This is a genomic window from Micromonospora sp. NPDC005087 (assembly GCF_042872965.1).
GTDB lineage: Bacteria > Actinomycetota > Actinomycetes > Mycobacteriales > Micromonosporaceae > Micromonospora.
Map to the genome: position 1 here is coordinate 123,740 of NZ_JBIALB010000013.1, position 15,572 is coordinate 139,311.

The 15,572-nt window shown below is 72.6% G+C and carries 12 protein-coding genes and 1 pseudogene; 5 read left to right on the forward strand and 8 right to left on the reverse strand.

The window, feature by feature from the left end:
* Positions 1-17 precede the first annotated feature (17 nt).
* Entirely contained in the window at positions 18-1,655 is a 1,638-nt protein-coding gene (locus ACFYPS_RS26435; RefSeq protein ID WP_354964706.1) for an ABC transporter substrate-binding protein, read from the reverse strand.
* 432 nt (positions 1,656-2,087) lie between these two features.
* Here ACFYPS_RS26435 and ACFYPS_RS26440 point away from each other — a divergent pair, with 432 nt between their 5' ends.
* Positions 2,088-2,351 (forward strand): PIG-L family deacetylase, encoded by a 264-nt coding sequence (locus ACFYPS_RS26440; protein ID WP_354964707.1) that lies wholly within the window; start codon positions 2,088-2,090, stop codon positions 2,349-2,351.
* Here ACFYPS_RS26440 and ACFYPS_RS26445 read toward each other — a convergent pair.
* Together ACFYPS_RS26445 and ACFYPS_RS26450 are read right to left on the reverse strand one after the other, a co-directional pair.
* Positions 2,309-2,995 (reverse strand): response regulator transcription factor, encoded by a 687-nt coding sequence (locus ACFYPS_RS26445; RefSeq protein ID WP_172899192.1) that lies wholly within the window; start codon positions 2,993-2,995, stop codon positions 2,309-2,311. The genes ACFYPS_RS26440 and ACFYPS_RS26445 overlap by 43 nt on opposite strands.
* A 2-nt stretch (positions 2,996-2,997) precedes the next feature.
* Positions 2,998-4,263 (reverse strand): PspC domain-containing protein, encoded by a 1,266-nt coding sequence (locus tag ACFYPS_RS26450; protein WP_354964880.1) that lies wholly within the window; start codon positions 4,261-4,263, stop codon positions 2,998-3,000.
* Positions 4,264-4,421: 158 nt separating this feature from the next.
* On the opposite strand from ACFYPS_RS26450, the gene ACFYPS_RS26455 reads away from it, so the two are divergent.
* The 3 genes and pseudogenes from ACFYPS_RS26455 to ACFYPS_RS26465 all read left to right on the forward strand — a co-directional run bounded on the left by ACFYPS_RS26455 (position 4,422) and on the right by ACFYPS_RS26465 (position 8,312).
* Positions 4,422-6,293 carry a PspC domain-containing protein gene (locus tag ACFYPS_RS26455; protein WP_354964708.1) on the forward strand — a complete coding sequence of 624 codons (1,872 nt, stop codon included), beginning with the start codon at positions 4,422-4,424 and terminating at the stop codon, positions 6,291-6,293.
* A pseudogene (locus ACFYPS_RS26460) lies at positions 6,290-6,538 on the forward strand (hypothetical protein); the annotation flags it as partial. The gene ACFYPS_RS26455 and the pseudogene ACFYPS_RS26460, both read left to right, overlap by 4 nt.
* 520 nt (positions 6,539-7,058) lie before the next feature.
* The gene (locus ACFYPS_RS26465; RefSeq protein WP_387327775.1) at positions 7,059-8,312 is read left to right on the forward strand and encodes a phosphatidylserine decarboxylase; all 1,254 of its coding nucleotides are present in this window, start codon (positions 7,059-7,061) and stop codon (positions 8,310-8,312) included.
* Between the two features lie 64 nt (positions 8,313-8,376).
* On the opposite strand, the gene ACFYPS_RS26470 is transcribed toward ACFYPS_RS26465, so the two are convergent.
* From ACFYPS_RS26470 to ACFYPS_RS26480, 3 genes are all read right to left on the reverse strand, one after another.
* Positions 8,377-9,315: a CDP-alcohol phosphatidyltransferase family protein gene (locus ACFYPS_RS26470; protein ID WP_354964881.1), complete on the reverse strand. Its 939-nt coding sequence runs from the start codon at positions 9,313-9,315 to the stop codon at positions 8,377-8,379.
* Between the two features lie 344 nt (positions 9,316-9,659).
* Positions 9,660-10,565, reverse strand: coding sequence for an NUDIX domain-containing protein (locus tag ACFYPS_RS26475; protein ID WP_354964882.1), 906 nt, complete (start codon positions 10,563-10,565; stop codon positions 9,660-9,662).
* A gap of 157 nt (positions 10,566-10,722) precedes the next feature.
* Complete coding sequence (locus tag ACFYPS_RS26480; RefSeq protein ID WP_354964710.1) at positions 10,723-11,673, reverse strand: NUDIX hydrolase; 951 nt, start codon at positions 11,671-11,673, stop codon at positions 10,723-10,725.
* A 143-nt stretch (positions 11,674-11,816) separates the two neighbouring features.
* Here ACFYPS_RS26480 and ACFYPS_RS26485 point away from each other — a divergent pair, with 143 nt between their 5' ends.
* Entirely contained in the window at positions 11,817-12,158 is a 342-nt protein-coding gene (locus ACFYPS_RS26485) for a PspC domain-containing protein (RefSeq protein WP_354964711.1), read from the forward strand.
* 7 nt (positions 12,159-12,165) lie between these two features.
* Here the strand turns inward: ACFYPS_RS26485 and guaA are convergent, their stop codons facing one another.
* Positions 12,166-13,722, reverse strand: a complete 1,557-nt coding sequence (guaA, locus tag ACFYPS_RS26490; RefSeq protein ID WP_354964712.1) for a glutamine-hydrolyzing GMP synthase — start codon at positions 13,720-13,722, stop codon at positions 12,166-12,168.
* Positions 13,723-13,793: 71 nt separating this feature from the next.
* Positions 13,794-15,494, reverse strand: coding sequence for an FAD-dependent oxidoreductase (locus tag ACFYPS_RS26495; RefSeq protein WP_387327780.1), 1,701 nt, complete (start codon positions 15,492-15,494; stop codon positions 13,794-13,796).
* Positions 15,495-15,572 lie beyond the last annotated feature (78 nt).

Sequence of the window (15,572 nt, forward strand, 5' to 3'; positions counted from 1 at the left end):
GGGTCAGACCGTTCGGATCAGAGCTCGACCGAGGTGATGTCGAGTTCGCCGACGTTGTTCAGCTCGAGCTTCTTGACCTTCTCCGAGTGGCCGGACTGCTGGCCGTAGAAGTAGACCGGGATGCTCGGCACGTCCTGGTCGACCAGCTCGACGGCCTTGGAGAACTGCTCGTGCGAGGCCTCCAGGCTCGGTGCGGCACCGGCGGCCTTGGCCAGGGTGTCGACCTGCGGGTTGCTGTAGAGGCCGTCGTTCGAGGAGCCACCAGTCACGTAGAGCGGGTTGATCCAGTTCTCCACGTCCGGGTAGTCCTGCTGCCAGGCGGCGCGGTACGGGCCGGTCATCTTGTGCGCGTTGACCTGCTGGCGGAAGACCGCGAACGTCGGCATGCCCTCTGCGCGAGCCTCGATGCCGAGGTTGGTCTTGACCTGCTGCGCAACAGCGTCCATCCAGTCCTTGTGGCTGGAGTCCGTGTTGTAGTAGAAGACCATCTCGCCCGTGAAGCCACCGGCCTCGGCCAGGAGCCGCTTGGCCTCGGCGGCGTCGAACTTGCAGGCGGTGCAGTTACCCGGCTTGGCACCCGGGGTCAGCGGGTTCGCCCAGCTGTCGGCCGGCTTGCGGGTACCGAAGAAGATCTTGTCCGTGACCTCCTGGCGGTTGATCGACAGCGACACGGCACGACGCAGCTTCGGGTTCTGGAAGCGCTTGTCGTAGATCGGGAACGCGATCAGGCCGGTCGTCGGCGTGGTGGTCGACAGGCCCCGCTCGCCGAGGTCGGTCTTCCACTTGTCACCGGCGAGCGCCGAGGTGGGGATCGACTCCAGGAAGTCCAGGTTGTTGGCCAGCAGGTCGTTGTAGGCCGCCGTCTCGTCCTGGTACAGCTTGACGTCGACGTCCTTGACCTTCATGGTGTCGCGCAGGTTGTAGTCGTCGAAGCGCGTCAGCTTGATGAGGACGTTGTCGTCCCACGACACGAACTTCACCGGGCCGTTGCCGATCGGCTTCTTGCCGAACTCCTCGGGCTTCTGGGTGAAGAACACGTCCGGCAGCGGCATGAAGGCGCTGTAGCCGAGCTTGGTCGGGAAGACCGCGGTCGGGGCCGCCAGGGTGACCTCGAAGGTCTGGTCGTCGACGACCTTCAGGCCGGACAGCTTCTCGGCCGTCGGCGCCGGAGCCTTCTTCGGGCCCTCGCCGTCCGGGTCCGACGTGTAGGTCTTGTCGAAGCCCGCGATGTCCGAGAAGAAGGAGCCGTTCTGCGCACCGTTCGGCGAGTAGGCGGCCCAGTTCCAGGCGTCGACGAAGTTCTTCGCCTTCACCTCGGTACCGTCGTGGAACTTGGTACCCTTCTTGATCTTGATCGTGAAGACCTTGGAGTCCGTGGTGTTGATGGACTCCGCCAGCGCGTTGCGCGGGGCCCCACCGTCGTTCGGGTACTCGACCAGGCCGGTCCACATCCAGTCGATGATCTTGCCACCGCCGGTCTCCGTCGTGTTCGACGGGACCAGCGGGTTCTCCGGCTGGACGCCGTGGATAACGATCGAGCCGTCCTTGCTGGCGGCGGCGTCGCCGTCACCGTCACCGCTCGAGCAACCGCTCGCGACAAGCGCGGCAGCCGCGCTGAGCGCGATCGCGCTCGTCGCCCGCTTCGAGACTCTCATTCCGAGGGGCCTCCTCTTTCTAAACCTGGTTCCGTCGTGGGTTTCACGCACGTCTGGGGGTGACACCGCCCGACCACCCCGGGGCGCGGGTCGCCGGGTTCACAGGGAAGCTGGAGACACCCCTGATGTTCCGATCCGCCGGGCTCCCCCACCGACGAGGTACGACCCGACGCAGGCGACACAGCCACGAACCGGCCGCGAAATAGCGGAGGTCGTGGTCGTGGGCCGTACGGAGTGCCGCACACCGAGGGTGAGGTGCTGCCACTGTGACACTCACTTGCCGCTTCCGTGAAGGTGCCGTTATCAAGCCGTTAGTTGCCCGCCACGTTGCCGATACCTGAAAAATGATCAGAAACCGGTTGGGTCGGGCAGCTCTGAGCAGGAAATACGTGGCCCAGCCGGACACCGCCGCCGCGCGCGGGGTCGGGATCTATGAGCTTTCCCGCGTCCGCTCCGGTGCTGTCCGACGGCCGGCCCGCGCCGGCCGTCTTTGCCCATCCGGACGATGCCGCCTTCGGCTGCACAGGCAAGATTGCCGGCTGGGTGGACGAGGGCGCCGACGTCGCTTTTCTGATCATCACCCGGGCGACGCCGGCGGATTCGACGACACAGACCGGGCCGAGATGCACCGGCTGCGCGTGGCGGAACCCGGGTCACACGAGGCGGCGGTCCGCCGCCCATCGCGAGAGTTCGTAGCGGTTGGACATCTGGAGCTTGCGCAGCACGTTCGACACGTGCGTCTCCACCGTCTTGATGGAGATGAACAGCTCCTTCGCGATCTCCTTGTACGCGTACCCCCGAGCGAGCAGCCGGAGCACCTCCCGCTCCCGGTTGGTGAGCTGGTCCAACTCCGGGTCGGCCACCGGGGCGTCCGGCCGGGCCGCGAAGGCGTCCAGGACGAACCCGGCCAGCCGAGGGCTGAACACCGCGTCACCGTCAGCGACCCGACGGATCGCCGCGGCCAGCTCGTCCGGCGAGATGGTCTTGGTGACGTAACCACGGGCGCCGGCCCGGATCAGCCCGATCACGTCCTCCGCCGCGTCGGAGACGCTCAGCGCCAGGAACTTGACCTGCGGATGGCTGCGCCGCATCGCCTCCAGCACCGCGCGCCCGCCGCCGTCGGGCATGTGCACGTCGAGCAGCACCACGTCCGGTCCGGTCGCGGCGATCCGGGTGACCGCCTCGGCCACCGTGCTCGCCTCGCCCACCACCTCGACGTGGGCGCCCAGCTCCGCGCGCACCCCGGCCCGGAACATCGCATGGTCGTCCACCAGGAACACCCGCAGCCGCTCGGGGCGGGCGTCCGCCGGGTCGAGGTGCTCCATCGACTGCTCGGCCATGGTCATCTGTTCCTCTCCGCTGCGGACGAGTCCCGGGAGATCGGCAGGATCAACCGGACCTCTGTCCCCTCCCCCGGGCCGGACCGGATTTCGGCCCGTCCGCCGTGCCGCTTCATCCGCCCGATGATCGAGCCGCGTACGCCGTGCCGGTGGTCCTCCACGGTATCCGGGTCGAAGCCCGCTCCCCGGTCCCGGACGAAGACGCTGACCTGATCGGGCTCCACCTCGGCGTACAGGGACACGGTCTGCACCCCCGCGTGTCGGGCCGCGTTCACCAGCGCCTCCCGCGCGGCGGCGACCAGCGCGCCGACCCGCTCGTCGTTCTCCCGGTCGCCGACCACCACCGCCTCCACCGTGATCGCGAAGGTGTCCTCGACCTCGGCCGCGGCCTGCTCGAGCGCGGCCGCGAGCCGCTCGTTCGGCGACGCGGTGGGCTTGTAGAGCCAGTTGCGCAGCGAACGTTCCTGCCCCCGGGCCAGCCGCTGCACCGTCTTGACGTCACCGGCGTTGCGCTGGATCAGGGCCAACGTGTGCAGCACCTGGTCGTGCACCATCGCGGCCAGCTCGGCCCGCTCCTGCTCGCGGATGCGCCCCTCGCGCTCCGAGCGGAGCTGGCTGTACGTCCGCCAGAGCACCGGCGCGGCGACCACACCGACCCCGGCCAGCCCGACCAGCGCGAAGATCACGCCGTTGATCACCGCGTCGAAGTTCTGCGCCGGCGAGTAGACCGCCGCGACGCCGATGATGCCGACCGCAACCAGCACCCCGCCGCCGATGAACCGGAGCACGAAGGCCCGCCGGTCGCTCTCCTCGACCACCGCGCCGAGCCAGGGCACCGGCATCGTGTCGCCCCACCGCCGCCGCCGCTCGGGCGCGGACTGGTGCCAGATGACGCCGGCGCCGACCGCGATGATGGCCACCAGCCAGCCGGCGGTGCCCGCCGCGCCGACCGAGTCGAAGACCATCACCTGGATCAGCAGAACCCCGAGCCCGATCCCCACGAACGGCAGGAGCTGGGCCACGTCGCGCCGGCGCGGCACCGCGGTGTCACCGGGCCGTAGCGGCACCACCGCCCAGAAGGCCGCGTAGAGCAGCAGGCCGAGCCCGCTCAGGCCGAGCAGCACCATGAACGCGACCCGCACCCGCAGCACCGAAATGCCGAGGTGGTCGGCGATGCCGGCGGCGACGCCGGCGGCCATCCGGTGCTCGGGGGCGCGGTAGAGGCGCGGGGGCGGTGTCACGATGCTGATCGGAGGCTCCCTGGTCACGGTGGCGGGTCGGGCGAGGTCGGTGGATCCGATCGTCACACGCTGCGGCGTACCGCGACCACGGGGACGCCCCCGACATTCCGGCCGCCCGGATCTCAGGGTGGGGTCAGGGTCGGGTCCTGAGGTCGCTCGGGCCCACCTGGCAGCAGGATCGAGGCATGACCGAGGAAGCTGCCCCGCCGCCCCGACCCGGGTCGGCACAGCCGGGCGGTTCATCACCGCCCTCACCAGCCGCGACACCCGCCGGCTGGGCCGAGCCCACCCAGTTCGGCCCGCCCACCGGCGCCACCACCGGCTTCGACGCGGGTCCGGCCGCCGACCCCACACCGGGCGCTCCGGACAGCGGCTACGGGCCCGGCGGCGCGGGCTACGGGCCCGGCGCCGGCTACGGCGCCGGGTACGCGGCCGGCACCGGCTACGGGGCGGGCGGGGCCGGGGGTACGCCACCCGGGCCGGGTGGTCCCGGGCCGTCGGCGCCGCCGCTGGGCGGGGCCGGCTTCACCTCGCGGTACGGGCTGGTCCGGCCGCGTGAGGGGCGCTACCTGGCCGGGGTCTGCGCGGCCATCGGACGAGCCACCAACACCGATCCGGTGCTCTGGCGGGTGCTGCTCGCGGTGCTCGGGTTCTTCGGCGGCATCGGCATCCTGGTGTACGTCGCCGCCTGGCTGATCATCCCCAACGAGGGCGACACCGCGTCCCCCGTGGAGTCCATGCTCGGACGCGGCCGGTCCAGCATGTCGCCGGTGACCGTGATCATCCTGGGCATCCTGGTCGCGGCCAGCTTCGGCTACATCGTCACCGACGCCTTCCGCGCGGTGCTGCTCGGGGCGGCCATCCTGATCGGCGGTGCGCTACTGCTCAACCGGGACAGCCGAGGGCCACAGCCCGGTGTCCCCGGTGGGGCGGCGCCCTCCGGGCCGATGGGTACGCCGCCCGGGCCCGTCCCGCCGGTCGCCTGGCCGGCGCCGGCCTCCGGCGCCGTGCCGCCCACCGGCCCGCTGGCGACCGCACCGCTGGCCAGCGGCGATCCGGCGTACGCCGGCGCGGCTCCGGGCGGGACGCCGACCCCGCACGCCCCGGTGTACGACGCGCCGGCCGCTTCCGCCCCGCAGCCGGTCACCAGCGCGCAGCCGGTGTCCGGAGTGGGTCCGGTGTCCGGGGGCCCGGCCGCCACGACGGCGCCGCAGGCCGCCTGGCCGGCACCACCGTCCACCACGCAGGGCTGGCCGAGCACCGGCACGCCCAGCGGGGGTTGGCCGTCGGCGCCGGTGACCGGTGCGCCCGCTGCCGGCTACCCGGTCACGCCACCGGCACCGGCCGGATACCGCCCTCCGTTCGCGCCGCACGGGCCGTACGCCGCGCCGGCCGCGTACCCCCCGCGCAAGCCACCGAAGCCGCCGAAGCCGCCGAAGCGACCCCGGGAGCGGTCGCCACTCGGCGCGGTGACGTTCTCGCTGATCTTTCTGGCACTCGGCGTCGTCGCCCTGCTCGACCTGCTGGACGTCTTCGACGTCGGCGCCTCGGCGTACTTCGCCGCCGCGTTGGCCACGATCGCGCTGGGGCTGCTGGTCGGCACCTGGTTCGGCCGGGCCCGCTGGCTGATCGCGCTCGGCCTGGTGACCGCCGCCGCATTGGGAACTGCCACGGTGGCCGAGTCGTACGACCGGATCCGCGGCGTCGACGGCGCGGTCACCTGGGCGCCCACCGACTACCGCGACCTCGCCGACCGGTACGAGAACAGCTTCGGTGACGCCGTGCTCGACCTGCGCGGGATCGACTTCGCGAAGCGGGACAGCCAGGTGACCGTGGCGATCAACTTCGGCCAGGCGACCGTGGTCGTGCCCCCGAACGTGGACGTCACCACGGTGGCGGACGTCAACGCGGGCGACGCCACCATCTTCGGCAACCGGTCCGGCGGGCTGGACGGGCGCCTGCGCGAGTCCACCGACCTGGGCGCGGACGGACCCGGGGGCGGGACACTGCGCCTGTACATCCACGTCAATGCCGGCAACCTGGAGGTGACCCGGTGAAGGCTCACCGTACGGACCTGGTGTCGTTCGCCTTCGGGTTGGTGTTCCTGGGGCTGTCCGCCTGGTGGCTGCTCGCCCAACTGCTCGGGCTCGCACTGCCGCCGGTCGGCTGGTTCCTGGCCGGCGCACTGATCCTGATCGGAGTCTTCGGGCTGGTCGGCGCGCTGCGCTCCGGCCGGCCGGCCCAACCGGGACCGACCGCTCAGGACGCCGTCCCCGCCGAGTCCGCCGTGCCGGTCTCCGGTGCGTCCGCGCCGATCTCCGGCGCGGGCCTGCCGTCCTGGGACGCCGAACGCTCCACCTGGGACGCTCCCACACCGGGACCGGTGGCGGAGACGACCACCGAGATGCGGGCACCGGAGACGCCGACGGCCGAGATGCGGGCACCGGAGACGCCGACCGCCGAGGTGATCCACCCAGCCTGGCTGGCCCACCCGCCGTCGGAGCCGGAGACCACCTCGGTCTCCGATCAGCGCGCCGACGGGGGCGACGAGCCGACCACCGGCCTCCTCGCCGGCCCGGCCGGGGCGGAGGCCGACGAGCCGACCCGGGTCGACCACCCGGCGGACGAGCGGGACGACCAGCGGCGCGAGCCCTGACCCGGCGCCTGCCCGCGCCGGCCTTCTCCACCGCTCCGGCGGTGCGGCCGGCGCGGGCAGGCGCATATGCTGAGCGGTGGAGATCTCGCCTCCGCCGGCCGGCCCGTCCCGCCATGGCGGGCCCCGCCGCGATTCCCGTCTCTACCCCGTCAGGAGCCCGTCCGACATGACCCAGTCCCCCGCCGTGCGTACCACCGGTCGGTCCGGTCCGGTCCGCATCGGCGAGCGAGCCGCCCGTACGCTCGTCACCGAGCTGGCCCGGATCAACGATCCCAAGGTCGCCCTCCTGGTCGGCGCGAGCCCGGAGTCCGCGGTGCTGGCCGCGGCGATCGAGGCGCTGCTCCCCGGTGACCGGCTCACCGTGGTACCCGCCGAGTCGTCCGGCGTCACGGTGCTGCGCGAGCACGTCACCGCCCAGGGCCGGTGGGTCGCCGACCGGGTTCGCGTGATCGACTCGCTGGCCGAGGCGGAGGTCGCCGGGGTGGTCATCGCCGGCGAGGCGTTCACCGGCACCGCCGAGGACACCCGCGGCACCATCGAGACCCTGGTCAAGCACCTGGCCGACGGCGCGGTGCTGAACGTCGCCACCGCCGCCACGCCCGGTCGGACCACCGGCGCCGCCGCCGAGTTGGCCCGGCAGGACGCCCTCTACGGCGTCGGCGCGGACCTGGTGCTGCGCAACTCGCCGCCGGTCCGGATCTACCGGCTGCGGTTCACCGCGGCCAGCCCGGCCGCGGCCGACCGGTTGGCCCCGGCGCACCGGCCGTCGAGCGTTCCGCTGACCCGTGGCATGCACATCGACTCCAACGGGGTGGCCGCGGCCGGCATCACGCTGGGCCTGGCCGTGCTGGCCCGGGTGGCACGTCCGTCGTCCAAGCTCTGGCTGTTGCCGGCGCTGGCCGCCGGGCCGGTCGCCGCGTTCTTCCGCGACCCGCAGCGCGACGTGCCGGAGGACCCGGCGGCCGTGGTCGCCAGCGCGGACGGGCAGGTCCTGTCGGTGCAGCGACTGCACGACGAACGTTTCGGCGATGGTGAGTGGCTGCGGATCGCGGTCTTCCTGTCCGTGCTGGACGTGCACGTCAACCGGGCGCCGGTCGCCGGCAAGGTGGTGGACTACTTCGTCGCCGACGGCGGCTTCGTCAACGCGATGAAGCCGGACGCCGAGCACAACGTGGCCGCGTACACCGTGCTGGACACCAGCCGCGGCACGGTGGTGGTCGCCCAGCGGACCGGGCTGATCGCCCGCCGGATCGTGCAGCGCGCGCCGATCGGCGCGCTGCTCGCGAAGGGCGAGCGCTTCGGGCTGATCAGGTTCGGCTCCCGGACCGACGTGTACCTGCCGGCCGAGGCCGCCGAGCCGCTGGTCGGACCGGGCGACAAGGTGGTCGGGGGTTCCACGGTCATCGCCCGCTGGCGCTGACCCCGTCCAACGAGAAACGGGGCGCCCGCCGGTCGGCGGGCGCCCCGTTTCCTTTGCGCGCGAATCAGGCGGTACGACGCTGCCGCAGCCAGAGCACCGGCCCGCTGACCAGGTAACCCACCACGATCAGGGCGAACGTGAGCCGGATGTCGACCAGCGCGCCGATCACCGGGGCCAGCCAGAGCCACGGCGGCAGCTTGACCAGCCGGGCGAGCTTGGCGTACGGGAAGCTGGAGACCATCGCGAAGGCGAGCAGCGCCACCCCGGCGACCAGCACGAGGCCGGGGACGGGCAGACCGATCGCGACGGTCACGGCGAGCACCGCGGCCGCCATGGTGGTGGGCACCCCGCAGAAGAAGCGGCCGTCCTTCGGCGAGACGTTGAAACGGGCCAGTCGGATCGCGGCACACGCTGCGACCAGGGCGCAGGCCACCGCCGCCGCGGCCGTCGACACCGAGCCGGCGAGCGAGGCGTAGACCACGACCGGCGCGGCGAGACCGAACGAGCACATGTCGGCCAGTGAGTCCATCTGTGCGCCGAACGGGCTGGCCACACCGAGCCGGCGGGCCAGTGCGCCGTCCAGACCGTCGAAGGCGACACAGGCGATCAGGCAGAGCGCGGCGAGGCGCACCTCACCCTGCATGGCCTGGAAGATGGCGAGCATGCCGAGCATCAGGCTGGCCAGCGTGCACGCGTTGACCAGGCCGAACTTCATCCGGCGGGCGACTGTGCGCTCGCCGGGGAGCAGTGGGATCGACCGGGCCGAAGCCTCGTCGGCGTGCGCCATCGGCGGCAGCGCCGGGCTGACCGGCATGACGGCCTCGATCTCCGACCGCCTGACGTCGAGCGATGAGCGGCCGAGGCGGTCCAGGCCGTAGCGGCGGCGCTGCCGGTCGGCGTACCGGTGCTCGGGCAGCGCCAGGTCGGTGGTCCGCAGGTCGCCGTCGCGGCGGCCCACACGGACCAGCAGCACCTGACGGGCGAACGTGCTGCTGCGGCGCAACCGGCCCGCCCAGCGACGCCCGGCGGGGCGCGGACTGTCAGTCGTACGACGCCGGCGCCATAGGGCTCTCGGCACGTTTCCTCCATCACCGGATCGGCTGCCGCCGTGGGGCGGGTGTCCGGCTGTCTCGTGCCGGACCTTGGGTGGCCCGGCAGCCGTTTTGCGGAGTACACCATCGCATAGGGGAACGGGACTTGGCGATAGCTGCCGGCGGTACTTATATCTGGCTTAAACCGCGCGAACCGCACTCTTGTTCCCATGCCGGGCCTCATCGCCCGTTTCCTCCATCATTCCCGCCATCGACTGTACCGGAGGGTCACCATCTCGGCTCACCGAGCGTGGGGCTATCGACCCGACTGTCCGATTGCCGAGGCAGCGATCCCGGTCAACGGCAGGTCGGCGGCCTCGGCCGGGGTGAACCAGCCGGCTCGGGCCGTCGAACCGCCGGCAGACTCGGTGACCACCGCATCGGTAGGTACGTCCACCAGCACCCGATAGATCACTCGGACGCCATGCCAGTCCAACGGCCGACCCTCCGGGCCGAGCGCGGCAGGGTTGTGCAGATTGTCCACGCCGAGCAGCTCCACCACCCGGCCCAGCTGACCGCCCTCCTCGACCAGCTCACGGAGCAGCCCGGTGGTTGGTTGCTCGCCGTGATCGGTGCCGCCACCCGGCAGGTGCCACCTGCCCGCTCCCGGGTAGCCGTGCGCGATCTGGGTGAGCAGGATCCGCCCGGCCGGATCGGTGACCAGCCCGTACGCCCCGAAGCGCAGCCGACGGTCGGGGTGCGCCGGCGGGAACGGCTCGGCGGGCCGGTGGACACCGGTCGGGAGCGGGGTGACCGGCAGGCCGAGCAGCTCGGCGCTGAACGGTGCCAGCGGGAGGCGGGCCGCCTCGGCGGTGGTGACCCAGCGAGCCCGGTCGGTCGGGCCGTCCCCGGCGTCACGCAGCGTGCCACCACGCGTGCTCAGCTCGAACGCCAACCGGTCGGTGTGCAGGGCGATGCCGTCCTCCGGGTAGGTGGTCACGTCGGCGACGGCCGCCCGCAGCCGGTCCACCGTCACGGTCAGCCCGGTCTGCCCGGCGACCTCGCGCTCCACCGCGTGCTCCGGATGCTCGGCATGCGCCACCGCACCCCCGGGCACCCGCCAAACCTCCGGCCCTTCGTCCCCACCCCGCTCCCGCACCACCAACACGCGCCCCGAGTCCCACAGAACCCCGTAGACCCCCACACCCCGCCGCAGCTCCATCCCGCTCCCCGCCATCCCCGCCATCCCCCGCCATCCCCCGTCGATCATGAAGTTATCGCCATCCATCTCGGCGTGTCCTGACAATAACTTCATGATCAACGCAGGGATGGGCGGGTCCGGGGGGCCGGGGAGGGGGGTGGGAGAGGGAGGGAGCGGGTTAGGTGAGTTGGGCGGCTTGGACTGCTTCGGCGGTCACCTCGGTGAGGTGGTGGGTGGGGAGGGCGCCCAGCTCCTCGCGGGCGAACCAGCGGGCCTCGCAGGTGGAGCCGCCCACGTCGGCCACCGTCAACGGGTTGGGCTGGTCGACCACCACCCGGTAGAACGCACGCACCCCGTGCCAGTCGATCGGGTAGCCCTCCGGGCCGAGCGAGGCCGCGTCGCGGTGACTGGCCACGCCGAGCAGCTCGACCAGTCGGCCGGTCTGGCCGGTCTCCTCGACCAGCTCCCGGATCAGCGCCGCGCCCGGCTGCTCGCCGTAGTCGGTGCCGCCGCCGGGCAGGTGCCAGCAGCCGGCGCCCGGGTAGCCGTCGGAGACGCGGGTGAGCAGCACCCGACCGGCCGGATCGGTGCACACCGCGTACGCGGCGAAGCGCTGCGCCCGGTGCAGCCCGTCCGGGCCGGGCACCGCGTAGAAGGAGGGGAACTCCGGCGCCTCGTCGGGCACCACGTCGGCCGAGGAGGCGGGCAGACCGAGGGCACGCGCGGTGAACGAGCGCAGCGGAAGCTGCCGGGCCTCGTCGAGGGTGTACCAGCGGGCCAGATCGGTGGGGCGCTCGCCGACCCGGTCTGCGAGGGTGCCGCCGCGCACCGCCACCCGGTAGATCAGCCGGTCGGTGTGGATCGTGATGCCGCGCTCCGGCAGGGCCCGCATGTCGGCGAGCACGTCGGCCAGGCCCGAGACGGCGACCGAGAGGCCGGTCTCGGCGGCGGTCTCCCGGACCACCGTGTGGTTCGGGTCCTCGCCGTGGTCGACCGCCCCACCGGGCAGCGACCACGTGCCGGGTGTGCCGGAGCGCTCCGATGCACGGACCAGCAACACTTGGCCGTCTGGGTCAGCACAAACTGCGTATGCCGCGATCCTGCGGAGCGGCTCCAGCAAGGTGGTCACGGAAGCAAATTCTCCCCGGGCCGGGTTACCGGAACGGAAAAGAGTCGGATTCCTGACTGTCTGACCCCGATCAGGGATCGGTCAGGGTAAGGATCCGGGCGGTCACCGAGGTCGGGCCGGGCACCGGCGCGGAGTGTGGAGGCATGACATCCACCACCGCTCCCCACGCCCCGTACAAGCAGCTCCGGCGACCCACCACCGACCGCATGGTGGCCGGTGTCGCCAGCGGCCTCGGTCGCTACTTCGCCGTCGACCCCACCGTGGTCCGGGTGATCTTCGCGGTCAGCGGCCTGCTCACCGGCGGGTTGGCGCTGTTCGCGTACCCGATCATGTGGTTCCTGATGCCCGAGGAGCCCACCGGAGCGCCGGCCTGGCCGCACCCGACGGGCGTCGCGCCGCAGGGCCCGCCGCCCACCGCCGGGCCCGCGCCCGGCGTGCCGGACCCGGGGTACGCCCCGACGCCGTCCTATCCACCGACCGCGTGAGGCGCGCTCACTCCCACTCGATGGTGCCCGGCGGCTTGCTGGTCACGTCCAGCACCACGCGGTTCACCTCGGCCACCTCGTTGGTGATCCGGGTGGAGATGCGGGCCACCACCTCGTAGGGCAGTCGTGACCAGTCTGCGGTCATCGCGTCCTCGCTGGAGACCGGGCGCAGCACCACGGGATGCCCGTAGCTGCGCCCGTCGCCCTGCACGCCGACGCTGCGCACATCGGCGAGCAGCACCACCGGGAACTGCCAGACGCCGCGGTCCAGGCCGGCCGCGGTCAGCTCCTCCCGGGCGATCAGGTCGGCCCGGCGCAGCAGGTCGAGACGCTCCCGGTCGACCGCGCCGATGATCCGGATGGCCAGGCCGGGGCCCGGGAACGGGTGCCGCCAGACCATCGCCTCGGGCAGGCCCAGCTCCAGGCCGAGCGCGCGGACCTCGTCCTTGAACAGCGTGCGCAGCGGCTCGACCAGCGCGAACTTCAGGTCCTCCGGAAGGCCGCCGACGTTGTGGTGGCTCTTGATGTTGGCGGTGCCCGTGCCGCCGCCGGACTCGACCACGTCCGGGTAGAGGGTGCCCTGGACCAGGAACTCGACATCGCCGTGCGAGGCGATCTCGCGGGCGGCGGCCTCGAAGACCCGGATGAACTCCCGACCGATGATCTTGCGCTTCTGCTCCGGATCGGTCACCCCGGCCAGCGCGCCCAGGAACCGGTCCGCCGCGTCGACCACCTTCAGCTTGATGCCGGTGGCCGCCACGTAGTCCTTCTCGACCTGCTCCGCCTCACCGGCACGCAGCAGGCCATGGTCGACGAAGACACAGGTGAGCTGGTCACCGACCGCCCTGTGCACCAGCGCGGCGGCGACCGCCGAGTCCACCCCGCCGGACAGGCCGCAGATGACCTCCTTGTCGCCGACCTGGGCGCGGATCCGGGCCACCTGCTCGTCGATGATGTTCTCGGCCGTCCACGTCGGCTCGATGCCGGCGATGTCGTACAGGAAGCGGGTCAGCATCTCCTGGCCGTGCGCGGTGTGCCCGACCTCCGGATGGAACTGCACGCCCGCCCGGCGACCGGCCAGGTCCTCGAACGCCGCCACCGGCGCGCCCTCCGACTCGGCGGTCACCGTGAAGCCCTCGGGCGCCTCGGTGACGCAGTCGCCGTGACTCATCCAGACCGGCAGGTCGGCCGGCAGGTCGCGGAGCAGCACGCCGGGCTCGAGGAGACGGGGGCGCAGCGGCGTGCCGCCGTACTCACGGCTGCCCGTCCTCGCGACCGTCCCACCGAGTGCCTGGGCCATCGCCTGGAAGCCGTAGCAGATGCCGAAGACCGGCACGTCGGCGGTGAACACGCCGGCGTCGATCTGCGGGGCGTCCGGCGCATAGACGCTGGACGGGCCGCCGGAGAGGATGATCGCGGCCGGGTTCTTCGCCAGCATCTCGGCGACCGGCATCGAGTGCGGCACGATCTCCGAGTAGACGTTCGCCTCGCGGACCCGGCGGGCGATGAGCTGGGCGTACTGGGCTCCGAAGTCCACCACGAGGACGGGGCGAGGCAGGCTCATGTGCACAAAGCCTACCGACAGTCACCGCCGCCCCCGGCACCGGCTCGCCCCCAGCGCGCCGCCGGGGTGGGTCAGGGGGGGCGCAGGGCGGCGGGAGCGTCCGCCGGGACGGCGGGGTTGTGCGGTGCGACCGGGTCCACCCGGCGGTACGGGCTGCCGAGCGGGGGTCGCGGGTCGGGGTGGTCCCTGTTGGGCCAGAGGGACATGGCCCGCTCAGCCTGCGCGGTGATCGTCAGCGATGGGTTGACGCCGAGGTTGGCCGAGACCGCCGCGCCGTCCACCACGTGCAGCCCCGGGTGCCCGTACACCCGATGGTAGGGGTCGATCACCCCGTCCGCCGGGGTGGCCCCGATCGCCGCCCCGCCCAGGATGTGCGCGGTCACCGGGATGTCGAACGGCTCGGTGAGCGAGCCGCCGGGCGTACCGCCGATCTCCTCGGCGAGCAGCCGGGCCGCGGTGTTGCCGGCCGGGATCCAGGTCGGGTTGGGCGCGCCGTGGCCCGGGCCGGTGACCAGCCGGCGGCCGAGCGCGCCACGCCGCCACCGGGTGGTCAGGGAGTTGTCCACCGACTGCATCACCAGGGCGATCACCGTGCGCTCCGACCAGCCACGCACCGAGAGCATGCCGGCGGCCAGCCCGGGCTGCCGCACGATGCTGCCCAGCCAGCGCCGGACCCGGTGCGGACCCCCGTCGACCAGCAGCGACTGGAGCAACCCCATCGCGTTGGAACCGCGTCCGTAGCGGACCGGCTCGACGTGCGTCTGCGGGTCGGGGTGGAACGAGCTGGTGATCGCCACCCCCTCGGTGAAGTCCAGCCGCTCGGACCGGGCACGCTGGCGCGGCACCGAGGCCCCCAGGATCGCCTCCGAGTTGGTCCGGGTCAGCTCGCCCAGGCGCGGCGAGAGCCCCGGCAACGCCCCATCGGCCTTCATCTCGTGCAGCAGCCGTTGGGTGCCGAGCGCCCCGGCCGCGAAGACCACCTCGTCGGCCTGGATCACCTGGCGACGGCGACGCAGCCAGGCCCCGGTGCGGAGGGTGTGCACCTCGTACCCGCCGCCGGCGGCCGGCCGGACGGCGGTCACCGTGGTCAGCGGGTGCACCGTGGCGCCCAGCCGCTCGGCGAGCCAGAGATAGTTCTTGACCAGGGTGTTCTTCGCCCCGTGCCGGCAACCCGTCATGCACGAGCCGCAGTGCAGGCAGCCGGTGCGCTCCGGGCCGGCGCCGCCGAAGTACGGGTCGGCGGCCCGCTGGCCGGGGCGGCCGATGTGCACGCCGACCGGGGTGGCGTGGAAGGTGTGCCCCACCCCCATCCGCTCGGCCACCGCCCGCATGGCCCGGTCCGCTCCGGTGTCCACCGGGTACGTGGTGACGCCGAGCATCCGCTTCGCCTGGTCGTAGTGGCGGGCCAGCTCGTCGCGCCAGTCGGTGATGTCCCGCCACTGCGGATCGCTGTAGAAGGCTGGCAGCGGCTCGTAGAGGGTGTTCGCGTAGACCAGCGAACCGCCGCCCACGCCGGCTCCGGAGAGCACCAGCACACCGCCGCCGGATCGCCGGTCGGCCGGACGGAGCAGGGTGATCCGCTGGATGCCGTAGCAGCCCAGCTTCGGCGCCCACAGGAACCGGCGGGCCCGCCACGACGTCTGCGGGAACTCGTCGTCGGCGAACCGTCGGCCCGCTTCCAGCACGCCGACCGAGTAGCCCTTCTCAGCCAGCCGGAGCGCGGTGACGCTGCCGCCGAAGCCGGACCCGATGACGATCACGTCGTACCGCATGAACGCATCATTACCGGTGAGTAGCGCTCGCGCCAGCGGCAGTTTCGCGCGATCATGCTCCGGCCGACCGACCCGGTG